Annotated in this window: 17 protein-coding genes; 7 read left to right on the forward strand and 10 right to left on the reverse strand. The window is 43.5% G+C overall.

The window, feature by feature from the left end:
• The first annotated feature begins 204 nt into the window (after window positions 1–204).
• The 3 genes from AAFM34_RS16585 to AAFM34_RS16595 all read left to right on the forward strand — a co-directional run bounded on the left by AAFM34_RS16585 (window position 205) and on the right by AAFM34_RS16595 (window position 4,501).
• Entirely contained in the window at window positions 205–2,886 is a 2,682-nt protein-coding gene (locus AAFM34_RS16585) for a DUF2235 domain-containing protein (protein WP_341664682.1), read from the forward strand.
• Window positions 2,876–3,517 carry a hypothetical protein gene (locus AAFM34_RS16590; RefSeq protein WP_341664684.1) on the forward strand — a complete coding sequence of 214 codons (642 nt, stop codon included), beginning with the start codon at window positions 2,876–2,878 and terminating at the stop codon, window positions 3,515–3,517. Before AAFM34_RS16585 ends, AAFM34_RS16590 begins: the two co-directional genes overlap by 11 nt.
• A 180-nt stretch (window positions 3,518–3,697) precedes the next feature.
• Window positions 3,698–4,501 carry an ABC transporter substrate-binding protein gene (locus AAFM34_RS16595; protein WP_341664685.1) on the forward strand — a complete coding sequence of 268 codons (804 nt, stop codon included), beginning with the start codon at window positions 3,698–3,700 and terminating at the stop codon, window positions 4,499–4,501.
• 103 nt (window positions 4,502–4,604) lie between these two features.
• Here AAFM34_RS16595 and AAFM34_RS16600 read toward each other — a convergent pair whose 3' ends face one another.
• The 4 genes from AAFM34_RS16600 to cls form a co-directional block, all read right to left on the reverse strand.
• Entirely contained in the window at window positions 4,605–5,459 is an 855-nt protein-coding gene (locus AAFM34_RS16600) for a lipase secretion chaperone (protein ID WP_341664687.1), read from the reverse strand.
• 11 nt (window positions 5,460–5,470) lie between these two features.
• A complete protein-coding gene (locus tag AAFM34_RS16605; RefSeq protein WP_371833283.1) occupies window positions 5,471–6,373 on the reverse strand; it encodes a lipase family alpha/beta hydrolase in 903 nt (300 codons plus the stop codon).
• Window positions 6,374–6,733: 360 nt separating this feature from the next.
• Complete coding sequence (locus tag AAFM34_RS16610; protein WP_341664691.1) at window positions 6,734–7,927, reverse strand: cystathionine beta-lyase; 1,194 nt, start codon at window positions 7,925–7,927, stop codon at window positions 6,734–6,736.
• 123 nt (window positions 7,928–8,050) lie between these two features.
• Window positions 8,051–9,505 (reverse strand): cardiolipin synthase, encoded by a 1,455-nt coding sequence (gene cls, locus AAFM34_RS16615; protein ID WP_341664693.1) that lies wholly within the window; start codon window positions 9,503–9,505, stop codon window positions 8,051–8,053.
• 398 nt (window positions 9,506–9,903) lie between these two features.
• Here cls and AAFM34_RS16620 point away from each other — a divergent pair, with 398 nt between their 5' ends.
• From AAFM34_RS16620 to AAFM34_RS16630, 3 genes are all read left to right on the forward strand, one after another.
• The gene (locus tag AAFM34_RS16620; protein ID WP_341664695.1) at window positions 9,904–11,334 is read left to right on the forward strand and encodes a sodium-dependent transporter; all 1,431 of its coding nucleotides are present in this window, start codon (window positions 9,904–9,906) and stop codon (window positions 11,332–11,334) included.
• Window positions 11,335–11,462: 128 nt separating this feature from the next.
• Complete coding sequence (locus AAFM34_RS16625; protein ID WP_341664697.1) at window positions 11,463–12,155, forward strand: TIGR01621 family pseudouridine synthase; 693 nt, start codon at window positions 11,463–11,465, stop codon at window positions 12,153–12,155.
• Between the two features lie 15 nt (window positions 12,156–12,170).
• On the forward strand, window positions 12,171–13,121 hold the full coding sequence (locus AAFM34_RS16630; protein WP_341664700.1) for a class I SAM-dependent methyltransferase: 951 nt from the start codon (window positions 12,171–12,173) through the stop codon (window positions 13,119–13,121).
• On the opposite strand, the gene AAFM34_RS16635 is transcribed toward AAFM34_RS16630, so the two are convergent.
• The 5 genes from AAFM34_RS16635 to AAFM34_RS16655 form a co-directional block, all read right to left on the reverse strand.
• Window positions 13,114–13,719, reverse strand: a complete 606-nt coding sequence (locus AAFM34_RS16635; protein ID WP_341664702.1) for a CDP-alcohol phosphatidyltransferase family protein — start codon at window positions 13,717–13,719, stop codon at window positions 13,114–13,116. The two genes, AAFM34_RS16630 and AAFM34_RS16635, sit on opposite strands and share 8 nt — an antisense overlap.
• Window positions 13,712–14,359 carry an ATP-binding cassette domain-containing protein gene (locus tag AAFM34_RS16640; protein WP_341664704.1) on the reverse strand — a complete coding sequence of 216 codons (648 nt, stop codon included), beginning with the start codon at window positions 14,357–14,359 and terminating at the stop codon, window positions 13,712–13,714. The genes AAFM34_RS16635 and AAFM34_RS16640 overlap by 8 nt, the downstream gene beginning before the upstream one ends.
• The gene (locus AAFM34_RS16645) at window positions 14,325–16,031 is read right to left on the reverse strand and encodes a thiamine ABC transporter permease (RefSeq protein WP_341664707.1); all 1,707 of its coding nucleotides are present in this window, start codon (window positions 16,029–16,031) and stop codon (window positions 14,325–14,327) included. The genes AAFM34_RS16640 and AAFM34_RS16645 overlap by 35 nt, the downstream gene beginning before the upstream one ends.
• Before the next feature lie 20 nt (window positions 16,032–16,051).
• A complete protein-coding gene (locus tag AAFM34_RS16650; protein WP_341664709.1) occupies window positions 16,052–17,194 on the reverse strand; it encodes an ABC transporter substrate-binding protein in 1,143 nt (380 codons plus the stop codon).
• Between the two features lie 362 nt (window positions 17,195–17,556).
• Entirely contained in the window at window positions 17,557–18,003 is a 447-nt protein-coding gene (locus AAFM34_RS16655) for an META domain-containing protein (protein WP_341664711.1), read from the reverse strand.
• A 184-nt stretch (window positions 18,004–18,187) separates the two neighbouring features.
• Here AAFM34_RS16655 and AAFM34_RS16660 point away from each other — a divergent pair, with 184 nt between their 5' ends.
• Window positions 18,188–18,436, forward strand: a complete 249-nt coding sequence (locus tag AAFM34_RS16660; RefSeq protein ID WP_341664713.1) for a DUF1289 domain-containing protein — start codon at window positions 18,188–18,190, stop codon at window positions 18,434–18,436.
• Between the two features lie 33 nt (window positions 18,437–18,469).
• On the opposite strand, the gene AAFM34_RS16665 is transcribed toward AAFM34_RS16660, so the two are convergent.
• Window positions 18,470–18,685, reverse strand: coding sequence for a hypothetical protein (locus AAFM34_RS16665; RefSeq protein ID WP_341664715.1), 216 nt, complete (start codon window positions 18,683–18,685; stop codon window positions 18,470–18,472).
• Window positions 18,686–18,915: the final 230 nt, after the last annotated feature.

Raw genomic sequence — 18,915 nt, forward strand, 5'->3', positions numbered from 1 at the left:
GCTCTTAAAAGATGGCTATGCACTGGCGGATTTATGAGGGGATCCCTCAGTATTGAGTACGTACTCTTACACTCACCAATTCTTAGAGGCACTCCAAATTCCTTACCGTTTAGGCTAAATGCCTACCAAATTAGTCATTTCGCTTAATGTGCAATTAATGGCGTATTGATACAATGCGGCCTTTGTCTTTGTTGAGTGCTGAGTATGCCGCTACATTTTCCTAGACCAACACGAAGAGCAGGGTATGCACCTGTTCAAGAAGAGATCAAATTATCGCCGCAACCTCGTATTGCTGAAACCAACAGTACCCCTGTGGCAAAATTTGAATGCCGGATTAAAATTCATGCGCCGAAAGACAGTTTAAGCACCTTGCAAACGGGTGTGTTCAGCTTGGCCAAAACCCCTGAAGAAACACGCATCCAGAGCTGGAAAAAAGCCGAAGAGATACAGCCTCATCGCCATACTATTTTGACTGCCAAATGCTTTAAACCAGAGCAGAAATCACTTATCTGTGAGCGGTTTTTAAATATGGGGATAAGCCAATCTTATACTCTCTCGCCAAAACCGATCGACTCTGAGCATATTAATGCCGAGTTTATTCCTTTTATCCCTGTGGTCGAGAGTGATGACAGGCTAGGTCATGCAGCGCACGGTTATTATTATTACTTTTATGATGGCCAGTTAGTCTATGAAATGGCGATACTCGGCAAAGGTCGTAGTGCTTGGCAAATTACCCGCACATCACCGAGTGGGATCAGTCAAGAGCTTATCAGCAAGCACACCTACACTACGTTAATGGTGCCTGTGAAAATAGAGCAGGCTCCGCCAGCGTCTCAACATATCTTTTATCGCCGTCAAAAACTCACCAATGATGAACTGGCTGCAATTAACCCAGTGTGGCTGGATGAAAACGCGACTAAAATCGATGTCAATGTCCTAGTTGCAGCGTGCTCTGAGCCTTTACTGGGAAGAGAAGAAGTCAATCAGGAGGAGGCTCAAACCATAAGACAAACTCATACTGTTGGTATTAAGTCTGATGGTAAGCCTGAAATGTGGTCTGATATTGCGCCGCAATATGGTCTTACACCCAAATCGCTAGTTAAGTTAAACCCTGCTTACGAAAGTGATCCCATGTCATTAAAAGCAGGAGATACGCTAAATGTCAGCGAGCAAGCTTTTTTTGAGTCAGGTACATTAATAGCAGAGCAGCCTTGTCCTAAAACTGACTTTACCGTTGGCAAAGCTTACCCTTATGGCAATGTATGGGGACAATATACTAAACCCCAGCTATCACCCTCGGTATTACATCTTTTTGAAGATGCGCGCATACCAGAGCGCAGTCCTGTTTTTAATGTGCAAAAAGTACAGGAAAAGATACTGCGTATTGGTGTGTTTTTTGATGGCACAGGCCAAAATCGTCTCAACGATTTATACAAAGAAAGCCGTGGGGTTAAATCGCGCACCAATGTTGCACGATTATTTGAAGCTTATCCACTAGATGATGATTCGCAGAAAATTTATGTCTCGGGAGTGGGTACCGTTGATGATGCTTGGCAAAACCCAACGATGATTGATGAAGGCGATGATGAGAGCAACTTAGGCCAAGCGTTCGGCGTGGAGCCAAATCGTCTGCCGTCAGCGCCTGTTTTTCTTGCGCCGCCGCTTAATCATATTGTCAATGGAACACTCGAGTTGATTTCAGGCGAGACAGGCGCGTTTTATAAATGGCAAAACTGGAGCCGAGCATATTTTGGTATTGTAAGGTCATTACAAGAAGACAAATTTTTTCAAGATATCACCCATATTGAGTTTGATGTGTTTGGCTTTAGTCGTGGGGCGGCGCTGGCTCGCCATTTTGTAAATGCGATTAAAGATGGGTTGCCTGATTACAATAAGCCGCGAAGTGGCGAATCTTATGGCGAGGTTTTCCCGAATTTACTCGCTCATATTGATGACGAGAGCGTTGAGGAAAAGCATGGTTATTACCCTGATGAAAGCCGCACTTGCAGTGTTCGCTTTGTTGGCTTGTTTGATACTGTTGGCTCGTTTTATCAGGCTGGGGATAATGAAGAAGGTAACTTCCAATTAGATCTTGATGCCAAGTGCGCCGAACGAGTGTTTCAGATCACCGCCAATCACGAATATCGTAAAAACTTTCCGCTTACTTCGCTGCGTTGCAATAAAGGTATGCTCCAAGGCCATTTTTATGAAGAGGCGTTTGCGGGATGTCATACGGACATTGGTGGTGGCTACCCATCCAAGCATCAATACGACAAACAAGGCTTGCCGCAGCGCTATGGTATGCCGCGCTCTGCCACTTTTAATCGAGAATTGATCAAAACCGAGTCAATCAGTGGTTTATTCTCAGAAACTATTCGCAGTTCTAACCCTCAACATGCACAGGCTGCGGAGAGTCGCAGACAAGTGTTGATCGATAAAGAGGCGAAAGCTTGGGAGAAGGAGTGCCGAGCCAAAGGTCGTTATGGCGTATTAAAAGAGGTGAACCAAAGTTTGTATTACTACGTGTATCACCCAATTAGTAATGGCTTATCAGCTTTGCCTTTAGAGCGCATGAGACAACAAGGTGAAGTTATTGGTATTAAGTGGCAAATGGATGATTATCAATTACCGCAAGATTTTGATGTATTAACTGGCAGTGATGTCTCACTAACTGCCCTAAATAACAAGCTTTTAGCTCAGCCTCTTGGTAGCATAACCTCAGAATATTGGATGGCAGAGATACGCCAATACGGTCGAGATTGGATTCATAGACCGCACGATACGGTAATTAACCCCGGGTTTGACACTCTCTACGAAAAAACCGTCAATGGTGTAACAACTGAATCTAACCAACTAAAACGAGTGGTATTTACCAATGATAGTTAGAACACTCCCCATAATTTTTTTATCACTTTTGTTAACAGGCTGTTTTAGCGAAAAGCCAGTTGCCGTAGCTAAGATAGGTCATGCAGGCAGTTTGTCAGGACCACATGGTATTAAAGATATGTGGGTAAGCGATATTTATGGCGGTGGAGCTAATTTTGCTTATGGTGCCGTTCAAGGTTGTTGTGCGAGTGCTTCAATTGGTATTGGTGTGCCAAATGCGATCAAAGGCGAATGGCGGCAAGGTTGGCGAGTAGATTTTAAAAGTAAAGAAAGGTGGCGCGCTAAATGGAACGATGACTGGGGGCCATTTTATGAAATACCACATTGGTACCGGATTGATGATGTGATCGATAGCGAATTGGCAAACCAGAAAATTGAGGCCATGAATAGCTACTACAAAAATCATAGCGTCCCGCCAATTATGAAATTGATGGTGGATGGTCCCAAGGTGATGTTGCTTTACTCGGTCCTTTGTATTTCTGATTCCAGTGACGATTGTACGGTCAATGAAGAGGCTGATCCAAATGGACTTTTGGTGCCAGCTCCTAATAGACATTCCGATAGTGTTGCTATGGTTGCGGTTCTCTATGAGGGTATGGGTGAGATATCCGACAAACCATTTGAAGGTTAATGGATTGAGTCGCATTTAGGTTTTATTGGCGGTGAAAACGTACAATCGTGATATAAGCCTCTATCGCAAGTACTGAACAAAGCCATGTAAACTACCCAATAATTTCTCGAATTGCCACACCTTAGTTACGAACTGAGGCTAAACTTGCATAGTGTTGAGTATAAGGTTGGTGGCAGCTTGATGGCAAAAATAAGTACGGTATTTCTTACTCTAATGTTGGCGTCATTTCAGACTTATGCATCTAATACAAGCTTTCTTACTTTTGAGTTTCCACCATTTAGCTACAAGTTTGAAGGCCACCCTTCGGGTCCATTTCGGGATATGATCGATGACGTATGCTTGGAGTTAGACAGTGAGTGCAGCTTTGAAACCTTCCCAACAAGAAGATCTAAGTTTCTGATATCAGAAGGCAAAGGTGATGCTATATATCCAATTGCTTGGTTTGAGAGTCGGGCGGAAAACTTTTATTTCTCCGTTCCTTTTATGATGACCGAATATGGTGTTTTCCTTTCAGAAGATAACAAAGCCACCATTACAACTGTTGAGGATCTTCAAGGCTTACATGTGGGTGTCTTTGGCCCATCAAACACGTCGAATTCATTGGAAGATCTGAATGCAATATTGGTCGATAAAGGTCTGAAACCAATGAAAATCATGATACAAAGAGATGAGAATGGCAATTTAATGAGAATGTTGGACTCAAATCGGATTGATGCCTATTACAGCAATCGCTCGTTAGGGGAATTTCGCGCAAAACAGTTCGGTATTGAGGGCGTTAGATATGTTTGGAAAGACAAACGTCTGTTGTACTTTGTGGCATTCCCCAAGGCAACAACCGATATCAAATTTGTTGAAAGATTCAATAAAGCGGCATTGAAGGTTTTTTCAAAACAAGGATATTTAGAAAGCAAGTTAAATCCATGGGCTATCTCCTCCCCACCGCTTACGGCCGAAACACTTAATCAATACTCGATACCACGTTAGATTGGTTTGTGTCTGAGTGCTTAAAGGTCGATGACTTAGTTGAGCTGATTAGGGCGAATTGGGACTTTAGTTTTGTGTTTGACCAGAGCGCAAAATTCAATCATCACTGCTGATCATAAATACGCTCTAGCGCTTCAACTCTTCGCCATTGCTTAGTATCAAAGCTTTGCTGCCTTAATTCGGCGATTTGGTCATGCTTAAGATCGTCAGATAAGCTTGGGGAGGAGAGGATGTCTTGTCTTTTTTGTAGGTAGTTTTCCAAGCTTTGGTTAAATACTTCACGCTGTTGGTCAAGCTGTTCAAGTCTTTGCGCGCCTTCTTCACCGACGAGATTAACTCGGGTTAAGTATTTGTTTTGTTGATCTTGTTTAAGAGATTGACTGAGTTGTGCCATCAGCAAGTTATCTCGTTCGGCGCGTTGAATATAGTCTGGTTGATTGGCTAGTGTTTCTTGCAGCAGTTGCGCTTTGGAATCTGGGTCTAAGTCGCGGGTGTTGATGTCTATTTTGTCAATGGCCAGTTGGCGCAGGCGATTTTCTTCATCAAACAATAGGGTAATTTGCTGTGGGATAAAATATTGGTTTTGCAGATCTAGGATTTGTTGGTTGAGTTGTTGTAAGGCTGATAGATTGAGAGTGTGAAATTCGTTTGGCTCTAATTCAGCTAATGCCGTTTTATAAAGGATAAAGGTATCAAACAGGCTTTCATCAATCGCTAAGTCTTTGTCATGGTTCCGGGCTGAAAATAAACGCTCTCTGATTTGAGTAAGGTCCTGCTCACCCATGCTGGTTAAGGTATAGTCGAGCAGATCTCGAGTTGAAGAGGTATCGATATGGGTATCACTTTGTGACGGTGACTGAGTTGTGTGAGACTCAGTGTTTTGTGAGTGATAAAGAAAATATACCACTCCCGTCAAGATTGAGATGAATCCAAACGTGGCAAGAGTGGTGGTATTCATAACTTTATCCTCTATAAGCCCTGTAGCTTCAGGCGATTGGCATGTTGGCGATATAAAGAAACAGGGTCAGTTTCAAATAGATGATGTATACCAAGCAGGCCATTAGTCTCATCGAGATGGTTCATTCGATAGTCATCTCGAATGACCTGGCCTAAGTGTGAGCTACACACGTCAACCAAGCCATCGTTAGGCCCATCAAAGGCGAGACCAAGAATCGCTAAGGGCGTATCAATAGGGTCAAATATATTGGTGAAGGAAGAAGCACCTGTCCAAGAGTAATAGTAGACGCCGTTCGTTTCTAGAAACTCCCCATTGCCACATTCAGTACTAGGAACCCCTTGAGGGTGGTGCTGGTTAAATCTTGCTAAGCCTTCAGTCGTCAAGGCATCAAGGGTTGCCAGCGGATCTTGGTCAAGGTCACGTCCGCCAGATAAAAGCCCGATGATTGTGGTTAGCCCTGTTGATAGCTTAACGGCCAGCGCTTCTAATCGTGAATCTCTGGGCACGGTATTACGCACTAAGTCAGCGACTTTTGAGCCTTTATTAACCCCACCAATACTGGTGACCGAAGCGATTAAATCGGGTCTAACTGACGCCACATAACGAACCGTAGGACTGCCTTGACTGTGTCCGAATAGATTGACTTTCTCAGCACCAGTGGCTGCCAGTAAGAGTTCAACTTGCTCAAGCAGTTGCTCTCCACGTACTTCTGAACTGTTGGTTGCCGAAACTTGTGCGATATAAACGTCGGCGCCGCCTCGGGCAAGGGCGTGTGGAATGCCATAAAAGTAATCAACGCCGGCAAGTGTATCAAAGCCAAATAATCCGTGTACGAGCACAATGGGATACTTGGTTTGTGTATAGCCGCTGGCGTTAGTCAAAGTGGGTAGCCCTAGACACACGAAACAGAGCAAAGTAAGTACGAGTTTGTTTTTCAAAATTGACCTCTTCTGGTTTGACCTCTGATGAGTAAATAAACATTAGAAGAGGCAAAAATTTATACGAAGCTTGAGGTCTATTTTGCCTTGATATTTGCGAATTGAAAAACAAAAACAACACAAATTATTAACATTAATATAACCTTTTGTTTTAATGATAATATGTTCAATAATTTCATGCTATTAACATGATGTGACTCGGGTAAATTGGGCAGAATAAGTGGTGCTATCGGTATTAATTTGCTGGAAGAAGCTTGGGTAAGAAAAGATGATGTGGGAGAGAAATAACAGCAGGATGGTGCGTAGGTGAAAAACAACAACATCCTGCTTTTGGGTCTATTGATTTTGTATGCTCGCGGTGTAGCGCTCTAAGCCCTGCTCTAAATCATCGATGAGGTCGTCAACACTCTCTAAACCTATATGCAGCCTAACCAGTGTTCCGTTAAAGTTTGGATTCGCAACACGTCGCAATGTTTTAAAGCTATTGGGCTCGTTAGCGAGTATTAAGCTCTCAAAGCCACCCCACGAATAGCCCATTTTAAAATGTGTCATGCCATCTAAAAGTGCAGTAGTTGCCTGAGGTACACTATTTTTGAGAACGAAGGAGAATAAGCCATTTCCTCCATTAAAATCCCGTTCGAAAAACTCATGACCAGGACAGGTGTCGAGGGCAGGGTGTCGGACATGATCTACTTCTGGCCTTGATTGAAGCCATTTTGCAACCTTTAGGCTGTTTTCAGCATGCTGTCTTAAGCGTACATCCAAGGTTCTTAAACCGCGCAGTCCGAGATAGACATCATCTGGCGAGACACACTGACCCATTAAGTAGCTTTGCTCTCTTAGCTGTTCCCAGTATTTTTCACTGGCGACTGCCGTTCCCAGCATCACGTCCGAGTGGCCGATAATATACTTGGTTGCGGCTTGTATAGAAATGTCGACGCCGTGCTCAAATGGGTTGAATAGCACACCTGCAGCCCAAGTATTGTCTAGCATGACGATAATATCGTGCTTGTGAGCAATCTTAGCGAGCGTGGGAACATCTTGAACTTCCATAGTTATAGAGCCAGGAGATTCTAAGAAAAGAACTTTTGTGTTCGGTTTGATGAGGGATTCAATATCTTCACCAATAACTGGGTCGTAGTAGGTGGTGTCAACGCCCATTTTCTTCATGATTTTGTCGCAAAAATCACGGGTCGGCTCGTAGCAGGTATCGACCATTAAAATATGATCGCCGGTTTCGACAAAAGAGAGGATCGCATTAGTCACTGCTGCGGTGCCACATGGGTATAACGCACAACCCGCGCCACCTTCGACTTCGGCCATGGCGTCTTGGAAAGCGAAATGGGTGTGGGTGCCTCGTCGCCCGTAAAAAAGCTCTTTATTACCACGGTTGATTGTGGCATGGCGCTTGTCAGCCACAGTTTCAAAGACGATAGTTGATGCGCGCTGGACAGGTGGATTGACCACACCTTTGGTCCACTTTTGCTTTCGTCCCGCTGTAATCAATTGGGTTTGTTTGCCTTTAGGCATTGGAAGTCCTTATCGAAAAATGCATTGCTTTATTTAAACCACGCCAATGCATGAATATCAAGCGGCTGCCGAGGGTTTCTCTATATTATTGCGTTATCTGTAATTATTTAATGCTATTGATACCTAGAGCAAAGGGCTAAATTGATAGTAAACATGTTCAAGAAAGCGAGAATAGAACGAGCGCTTTTGCCAATCTTTGAGTACAACTTCGTGAGAAGATTCGATGTAGCTTTGCTGCAAAAGGTGCATTTTTTCAGTGAACGCTTGATCGTCTATCGCAAGGGTTAATTCAAAATTAAGCCATAGGCTGCGCATGTCCATATTGACGGTGCCAACTAAGCAAAACTCTTGGTCGATCACAACAGATTTGGTATGCAGCAACCCACCATAGAACTCAAAAATTTTAATCCCAGATTTTAGAAGCTCTGAATAAAACGCTCTGGATGCCCATTGAACCATCAAGGAGTCATTTTTATGTGGGATGATCAACTCAACTATCACGCCTCGTTGAGCCGTCAATTTTAATGTTTCAAGCAGTCCTGCGCTGGGGACAAAATAAGGCGTGGTGATTCGTACTGATCGGTTTGCTTGATTAATCGCTAAGGTGAGCACTTGCGATATTAAATGGTCAGGCATTCCCGGACCTGATGGGACCACTTGTATTGGGTGTAGTGGTTCATTGGTACTTAAGCGGGAAACTGGGAGCTGGGGGAGCGATCGAGATCCTGTTTCGACCTCCCAATCCCAGCAGTGGATGGCAGACAATACGTTAACTGTCGGTCCAGTAATTCGCACCATGATATCGATCCATTGGCCAACTCCTGAGCCTTGTTTGAAGTAAGCAGGGTCAACCAGATTCATTGAGCCTGTGTACGCGATCTCGTCGTCGATGACTATGATTTTTCGGTGTTGGCGTAAATCGAGGCGGCGCAAAAAAATTCGCCAAGGACTGACTTCCAGTGCTTGAACTATCTCGATGCCGGCGGATCTCATCATTGCTACCCAGTGACTTTTAAAAAATCTTGGGCTGCCAGCAGAATCAAGCAACAGTTTTACTTTGACGCCTCGTTTTGCTGCCTGTATCAACGCAGAGGAAACGGCATCGGCTAAGCCACCGGGATGCCAGATGTAGAACACCATACGAATACTGGTTTGAGCATGTTCAATATCGTCAATGATTGAATGAAGAATCTGTTCAGGAGAGTCTTGTAATGCGAGGGTGTTACCGCTCAAGGCTGGCAGCCCGAGGCGGTTGTTACAAAGCTCATCGATACGATAGATATGTCGACCAAAACTCCTTGTGTCATGCGCATGGCAATCGTTGAGTTTGGTAAACCAATTCGCGAAGGGTTTGAGCATTTCTCTTGCTCTGTCTGCTCTTTTTCTACCCAGGTTCAACTCACCAAATAAGAAATAGCAGAAAACGCCCACAATAGGGATGATATAGATGATCATTAACCAAGCTAGGGAAACACTGACAGCTCGCCTTTGAAAGACAACGCGCAGAGTGACGCCTACGACAAGCAACCAATATACAGCGATGCTTGCTAAGGTTAGAAAGTGGTAAAACTTTTCCATTCAATTTCTACTTAAATCAATTCATTGGATAAATGCAATAGAAGTTAAATAGTAAAGCGAGTTGCTCTCTACGACAATAAACATTTGTCAGCACAGATTTGATTTGGGTTATGTGATCCGTGCTGTGCGTAATTGAGCGTAGCTTTATTAATATGTTAAAGACGTGTTAATACTTAATGTGTAAAAAGAAACGTATAGTTAAAAATCAACAATTCAACTGTTCTAAATGTTAATTATTTATCATTTTTTTTATACGAAGGCCTTCCAATTGTAATTTAGAGCTGATTTAATTGCTATGTTGTTAGCGCTTCATAAAAATTCTTATAGTGTATATAAATATATACACCCACTTTTTAGCGCCTAACGTATGCAAACACAACTTAATAAATGGAGTAATCGTGGCTACGAGTACAAGTACGCAACCTCGGGATACCTGGGGTTCAAAATTAGGCTTCGTAATGGCAGCTGCAGGCTCTGCGGTTGGTCTGGGCAATATATGGAAGTTTCCTTATACTGCGGGTGAAAGTGGTGGTGGTGCGTTTGTTGCCATATACCTAGTTTTCGTCATCTTTATTGGCTTTAGTGTCATGCTGACGGAATTCGCAATAGGACGAAAAACAGGTTTATCTGCGGTTGGAGCGTTTAAGTCGACCGATCGCCGTTGGACATTTACTGGTGTGATGGGCGTGGTAAGTGGTCTACTTATCATGGGGTTCTACCCAGTCGTTGGTGGTTGGGCATTAGCCTATATCTTTAAGGTGGGTGATGGACTACTGAGTGCACCGAGTGCTATTGGAGATAGCTTTGGTGGCTTTATCTCAGATCCTATCCAACCCATTATGTGGATGGGCATTTATCTGTTGATGAATGTTGTAATCGTCATGAGAGGAGTTTCAGGTGGTATTGAGAAAGCAGGCAAAATACTCATGCCGCTACTTTTCGTCATACTGATTATTGTTTCGGTGAAAGGTCTATCCCTTCCAGGAGCATCTGCTGGACTTAAATTCTTGTTTACGCCAGATTTCTCTAAAGTCGACAGTAGCGTGGTACTTGCCGCTCTAGGACAGGCATTTTTCTCTCTTAGCCTTGGTATGGGCTGCATGATGACTTATGGTTCTTACCTTAAAAAGAAAGAGAATCTAGTTCAAACAACAGGTATGGTCACTGCAATGGATACTGGTGTGGCTATTTTAGCGGGTATTGCAATGTTCCCTGCCATGTTCGCATTTGGTATGGAGCCGGCTGCAGGTCCAGGTTTGGTCTTCGTTGTTGTTCCTCAGCTTTTCGCTGAAATGGGCGGTGCTATTGGTATTCTACTTGCGTTGTTGTTCTTCATTGGTTTGACGGTCGCCGCACTGACTTCTTCTGTTTCACTATTAGAAGTGGTTGTCTCTTACCTTATCGATGAAAAAGGTATGAAGCGCTCAACGGCGGTACTTTCAGCAAGTGCTGTGATGTCAGTTCTGTGTGTCTTTGCCTCTCTTTCATTGGGTGGCGTTGGTCCAACACTGTTTGGCACGGGTGCGTTTGACATATTTGACTTGCTCACGGATAAGATTTTCCTTGCAGTAGGTGGCATGTTGGTGTGTATTTTTGCTGGATGGCGCTTGAACAAAGCGGATCTTGAGAAAGAAATCACTAACAATGGTGAGGTGTCTTTCCCACTGTTTGGCTTATGGTACAACCTGGTTAAATACATTATCCCTGTTGCTATCGCCATCGTTGCTATCATGGGTATAAAGTCAGGCTTTGATAGTGGTAAAGGCGCTATCATGCTGCTTGGTATTGGAATCATTGCTATCGCTGGTCTCTTTTCGAAGAAGCTCTGATAGATACTCGACTCTATTCCAAAATCACAGGGACCTTAGGGTCCCTGTTTTATTATCTCTCCTACCAAAATCTGGAATTAGATGACATAACAGGTATACTCATGCCTTCTATTTAGAGTTACCGTTTTATGTTTGATATTCTTTTTTGTCACTCGGACTTTGTCGTCATCAATAAACACCCCAAAGTGTCAGTTCACAAGGATGACGGTGATACTATGTTGCTGCAGGAAGTGGCAAGGTCATTAGATGGGAGGCCGTTATATCTAATACATAGATTAGATAAAATGACCTCGGGCATTTTGCTACTAGCGCGCAATAAACAGGCCGCCAGTGAACTCTCACGGTTATTTGCACAGCGACAGGTTGCTAAGTTTTACTTGGCAATTGGCAGTAAGAAGCCGAAAAAGAAGCAAGGCGTAGTGAAAGGGGATATGGAACGCTCACGTCGCAGTGCATGGAAGCTAGTGAAAACTCAGTCTAATCCGGCTATCACTCAATTCTTCTCAGCCAATGCTGAGCCTGGAGAGCGTCTCTTTATTTGTAAACCTTATACTGGAAAAACTCATCAAATTCGTGTCGCTTTAAAATCTATAGGCTCGCCAATTGTTGGTGACACTATCTACAATCCTTCCTGCCAATCTAACAGGGGATACTTGCATGCTTTTGCCATCATGTTTGATTTTCAAGGTGAAAGCTTCCGATTTGTCTGTGATCCAAGAGAGTGGGCAAGTGACAAAGAGAAATGGCACCAAACGAGTGTAAGTGAAGGTATACAAACTTGGCTCTCTCCTTGGGACTTGCCATGGCCAACGATAAAATAACAACAGGAATTTTCTATGCAGGCTTCAAAGCTGCCCATTTTCTTTTCTCATGTCACTGATGCACTGTTCAATGCACCCGATGAAGTGAGACGTTTGTTTCATGGCAGAGGCCGTGTTTACCCCGGACTTGAGCAGATAACGTGCGATTGGGTAGACAGTCAGCTTTTAATTAATGTATTTAAACCCGTTGAAGAAGCGTTCATCGAGGCACTAAAAGTAGGTATCGGTACCTTATCTCAAACCGACTTATGGCGCGCGAAAGGGGTAACTTGCGCAGCTATTCAGCATCGTTATCTTGATGGTGCCCCTCTGGAAGTGGTGGTTGGTGAACTTAATGATAGGCCTATCGTGGCCGAGTCAGGCTTGAAATATCATTTGAATATTGGCCGAAATCAAAACTTTGGTTTGTTTCTCGATATGCGTTTGGGTCGAGACTGGGTTAAGAGCCATGCGAGCAATAAAAGAGTGCTCAATCTGTTTTCTTATACCTGCGGCTTCTCGGTTGCTGCGATTGAGGGAGGTGCAACACAGGTGGTGAATGTTGATATGGCAAGAGCATCTTTAACTAAAGGGCGGGAGAATCACAGACTCAATGGCCACAACCTCAACCAAGTGAAGTTTTTGGCTTACGACATATTTAAATCTTGGGGAAAAATTAAGAAATTAGGTCCCTATGACTTAGTCGTTATCGACCCACCCTCGTTTCAAAAAGGCAGCTTTGCTCTTAGCAAAGATTATATTCGAATTCTGCGCCGCCTCCCGGAGTTACTTGCTGACAAGGGACAAGTATTGGCTTGTGTTAACTCACCACAAGTCAGTGGCGATTTCTTGATCACCAGTATGCAAGAAGCGGCGCCACAGATCCGCTATCAGTCCCGACTTGATAATCCAGTGGAGTTTTCAGACATAGACACTGATGCGGCCCTTAAGGTGATGCTGTTCGAACACCACCCTGAGGCTACTTAAGAGTTTGAAAGCCTGAGTAGATACGAGTTATTGTGGTAAACCAGCAGGCAATACCGAATACAACGGCAATAATAGCGAAGTACTGAGGCAATAGACACATGGCAACAAAACAGGCGATTGTCTCAGTGCCTTCTGTTAGACCGCTCATGTAATACAGCGATTTGTTTTTATAGATTGGATTTTCAATCCCTCGTTTACTTGCCATGACGGCAAATGCGAGAAAGCTAGAGCCTGTGCCGATAAAGGAAAAAATCAGAAATGCCCCAGCTACCGCGTTTTGTTCTGGATTGGCGACGACGAAGCCAAAAGGAATCAATGAGTAGAATAAGAAATCTAAACTGATATCGAGAAACCCGCCAGCGTCAGTGATCCCTTGTCGCCTTGCTAATGCTCCATCTAGACCATCACACAGTCGGTTTAGGAGAATCAAAACTAACGCCAGATCATAGTGAGCCCAATACAAAGCGGGAAAGGCAAGCACCCCTATCCCAAAACCAAAGAGAGTTGTTTGATTGGCGCTTATACCCAGTCTGTCTATCCCCGCGGCTAATAAGGCGAGTGGAGAGCGAATGATCCTAATACTGAATCTATCAAGCATGGCAATGACTCCATGGCCAGGTAAACACTCGTCCATGTTTCGGCACGTCGTCCTCATCATGGGTTACCATAATGGTTGGAATACTCGCTTGAGCGAGTTGCTCCATGACCCAGTCGCGAAATTGCATTCTGAGTGCTTTGTCCAACTTGCTAAAAGGCTCGTCTAGCAAGGCAAGATCAGGTTTAGCAAGAAGCATTCTGACCAAACTAATTCGGGCGCGTTGGCCTCCTGATATTTGATCTGGGTAAGACTCGGCCAAGGATGTGAGCTCGACTTTGTCGAGTGCCAATATTGCTTCTTGATGTCTTTGCTCACCTTTAACGTGATTGGGTAACGCAAACGCGAGGTTTTGCCAGATATTTAAGTGCGGAAACAAAAGATCGTCTTGAAACAGAATGCCGACTTTTCTCTTGTGTGGTTCAAGTGCATTTAGATCTCGTCCGTTGAGCGTGATATGACCTGAATGATTAAATTCAGAGCCTAAGTGGCCAGCAATCAAACTCAGCAATGTAGACTTTCCACACCCACTTGGTCCCATTAAGCAGATCACTTCATCTGCGGAGGCTGAAAATGTTAAGTCTGACAACAGTGTGTCACCATTATTTTTATAGATGGCGATGTTTTCTAATGACAGGGTCATGTGAAACGGTATCCCTTTTGGTCTTTCTACTGTATGTACGACGCCCTGCTAATGCACTCATTCCAATAGCTGTAGCGAAGAAAATAAATGGCAGTAACGCTTGCCAAATAGCATAGATAGCGGTCACTCGCCTATCAAAGCCGCTCGACAAAGCCACGGCTTCTGTGGTTATTGTTGTGATTCGACCACCCCCCAACATGAGTGTCGGTAGGTATTGTGCCAAGCTGACACTTGCACCTACCGCCCAAGCATACCAAATGGCGGGAAGTAACAATTTTACCTTCACTTTGAAAAAAACCATGAGAGGCGTTTGGCCCAAACTTAGTGCGACTTTACTAAATTGATGGTTATAACTCTGCCATGGCCCATCTAAAGCCAAATAAATGAGGGGGAATGCGAAGAATACATGTGACCAGATTACCCATAGATAATAGCTGTTGTCTGACAAATACAAGCTAGCTACCTGAATACCAAACAAGATAGAAAGCTGTGGGATAAGCATAGGTAAAGCAATAACATATTTGGGTAAATGTATTTTAAACTTGAGTCGACATTCGTGTGCTAATACGCCGAGTATTAAGCCAATACATGCAGTCATGGCTGCAATAGCAAGACTTTGCCCGATGGTTGGCAGGATATTGTCCCACTCATTTGTCCAAAACCTAAGGCTATAGCGGGATGGAAGCAAGTCTGGAAAACGCCAGCGTTGAGCGAAACTCCAAATAACCATCAGAGGTAGCATAACTCCGGCTAAGACTACTGAAAAAGTGAATACACTTTTACCTGGAAGACTTGTTCCATACCGCCCAGAAAACTGCCAATTTCCCAAAGGGCTGACTATTATTTTTTCTATTAAAACAACCAATGCCAATAACAAGCTTGCTATGCAAAAGAGCATCACGGCTCCAGTTGCCGCTCGCGGGATGAGAGATAGGTCTGGATCGCTGAACCATTGCCATACTAAAACAGCAAGTGTAGGAGGATTGGTTGGACCAAGGATTAAACTTAAGTCAACGACAGACACGCCATAAGCAATCACAGCAAACAGAGCAAAGCGCATCTTGGCTAGCCACTGAGGTAAAATGGCTTTCCACCACATTTGTATCGGTGAATAACCAAGCGAGGTACTGACTTTATGGACTCGATCTATGCCTAGTTGCTGTAAGACAGGAATGCTCATTAAAAGTAGAAAAGGCACTTCTTTTAATGTCAGCGCTATTGTAAGGCCCAGTGCATAAGGGTCATGTACCAACCATGCTGAATTTTGTGTATCTGGAGTGAAAGCCGTGGTATCTACTAAAACGCGTGCCAATATGCCTGTAGGGGCAAAAAGAAATGCAAAACCAATCGCAAAGGCAACATGAGGCATAGCCAGTAGGGGAGCAAGCAGAGTTTCAACTTTTGACCAATGCCTGCCTAACCATAACTTTTGCAAAATCGCAAAGCAGATAAAACATGAGAGATAGGTACTGACAATAGCACTAAATAGGGTCAGTAGTACCGATTTATGGATCCCCGGCCAAGAAAAAAAATTGGCGTAATGGGACAATGACCAATCGAGTAGTCCAACCGGTGGAACGTATCCTAACGATGAGAGTATAACACCGACTAGCCCAGGGACAGTCGGCACAATGCAAATAAGGATTAATACTAAATATGCGGCTCTATACATTTGGCTATATCATTGCAGTTTTAGTTACCGTAGCGTTTTTGCCACTCACTCTCTAATGCGGCCTGCCAGCTTGGATGTGGTTCGGCAATCGATTTAAACAAAGAGGTTTTTTTAGCACTTCCTGTTAGGAATTGGTTATCTAGTACAGATGGATCCCCCCATATAGAAATGTCGCCTTTTCGAGATTGAGCTTCAGAACTTAGCAAAAAGTTAATAGCGACAAGTGCTCCTTCTTTGGCATTCGCATTCCACGGAATAGCCAAAAAGTGGATGTTTGAAAGCGCACCAGCATCCATTGCATAAACGGCAGTCGTTTGCGCCAAATTTCCGCTGGTTTGAGCTGAGTAAACAGAATTGGGGTTGAAAGTGATGGCAAGATCCAGTTGGCCATCATCAAGTAGTTGTACGGTCTCTGCCGCGCTTGCGGGAAATTGTTGCCCTTTACGCCACGCAACCTTGTGAAATTCATCTAAATATTTCCATAACGAACTAGTGACTGCATTAAAATCGACCTTGTCTACTGGCTGCGATAGGGAGGGATCATTGTTGGTTAGTTCGATAAGTAAGGCTTTTAGGAAGCTTGTGCCATGAAAAACGGGTGGCTTGGGGTAGCTTAACCGGTTTGGAAATGCTTTTGCGTAGCTAAGCAGTTCATTGAAAGATGCGGGAGGATTGTTTAACTTGACCTTGTCATGGATAAAGACGAGTTGGCCAACTCCCCACGGGGCTTCAAGTCCTTCTGTGGGTTCTGAAAAATCGCTATCGACAGGAAGCGACTTGTTCACTTTTTTCCAATTTGGTAGGCGTTCAACGAAAGGGCCAAATAACAATTGGTTGTTTTTCATGGATTTGAAGTTTTCACCATTGATCCAGACCAAATCGACGCTTCCTTGGGTATTTTTTTCGGCGGCTTTTTCTGCGATCAAGCGTGAGGTCGTTTCTGCTATATCAGACACTTTTACATGTTTGAGTGTTATACCATACTCTTTTTGTAGCCTTTTATTTGCCCATCTAAGGTAGTTGTTAATTTCTTGGCTGCCTCCCCAAGCATGAAAATAAACAGTCTGTCCGTTTGCCTTTTGCGTAACGTCTTGCCAATTGGTTTCTGCCATGAGGTTTAGAGGTAAAAGTAAACAAGAGAAAAGTGTGATCAGCTTAGTCATGAGGGCCCTTTTGAAAATCAAATTACCGACGCCTTGATAGACCGTTCTATCCGTCGCTTTCATTCATTATGACGGAAAAAATTTATTTTTTTTAACTATTTGAGACAAGCGAATGAAAAACAACCAGTCTTGCCAAGAGCTGGCTGATTGCTGGTCGTTGAACTTTGCTCGCGATAGAGTATTCTCACAACTCTATGGAGAGTTGATGTATCTCTTGGCTTCTACCTAAATATTCAGTGTCTCAATGGACAGGGTAAGCCATAAAAATGAAATTAAATTTAGAAGGTTTAGAATCGGATATAAAAAACCCTTATGAACAGGAAGACCATAAGGGCTTGAGTTAGGGGAGGGGTGTTTAAAACTTATTTTTTCCAGTCTTGGAGCTTAAAAGTGAGAGTGTGAGCTTCATTCATTAATACCAAGCTGTCTTTAGTCAGAGTGATGTCACTCCATTGTGACAATGTTTTAGAAAATGTCTGCTCAAGGTTCATTGATTCGCCAATACACATTTTCATTGTCATACCCATTTTGGCAATGCGCAATTGGTTATTTTTAAGCTCTGCCTGGCCGAAGAAATTATTACAGCCAGCGTTTCCATTTGCCATTAGCTTTTCACCTATTTCTAGACGTGGTTTCTTATGCCCTTCTCCTGAAGGTATCATTTCGCCATCAACACTAACAAGCTCCCAATTATGGTGCTGAAGATCTTGAGCTGTAATTTGTTTTTCGCCACTACCATTGCTTGCACATGCTGTCATCATAATAGGAAGCGCAACAGCAGCAAGTAATGTTTTTGGACTAAACTTCATAGTAGGAAACTCCGAAATATAAAAACTTATATCGACACTTAGACGATTTTTATGCCTCAAAGTATAGGTGAAAAAGCTTAGTTTTTGTCAGTCTAGAGTCATGGTTTATTTATCATTTCGTAGTGAAATTCGTTGAGTTGTTGTTCTTGCAATTCGGTGTAAGAAATCAACATAGGGAGGTCATATGGAACAGTTAGAACTTTTTTCTGTGCCTAGTCCCTGTGTAGGCGTCTGTACCGTAGATGACAAAGGGTATTGCCAAGGGTGTATGCGCAAGCGAGAAGAGCGCTTCAACTGGCTATCGTTTTCACCTGCACAACAGTTGCACATTATAAAACTGTGCCGTCAGCGTTATAGGAGGAAACTTGCAAACAATGGTACGGAACAGGATGTGACGCCGTCACAAGATAGTCCCCAACAAGAGCTGTTTTAATAGGAATCATGTCTACCTAGGCTCATTTTCTTACTATTCCCAGTCATCACTTATCCAGCCACCAATCTGCTCATCAAAATGATTACCATGAAACCTATGCGTTTGCTCTTTTTGGGATTCGGAGGTGGATTTGGTATCAAGAAGCTCTTGGATGTAGCTTGCCATTGGATCACCGCAATCTAATCTTTCTTTCCTTGTCGCTATCTCTTTTATCAACTGTAGACGATAGGAATTGCTTGCGCGTTTCATGGGGGACACCTGTAGTTGCTCTCACACTCAAACATTAGGAGTGGGGGCGATAGGCGTCAACATAGAAAATTAGAGTAGGAGATGGTTAGCTCATGGGTTTGTGTTCTTATCATCAATCCATAAATGATAATATTGTTAATGAACTTGTACTTAGATAATTGGAACAGTATTGAGGGCTAATGCCGATCAGTTAAACATTAATCGGCAGATCAATTGAATGATCCCATCAG

The organism is Vibrio sp. (assembly GCF_038138445.1).
Lineage (GTDB): Bacteria > Pseudomonadota > Gammaproteobacteria > Enterobacterales > Vibrionaceae > Vibrio.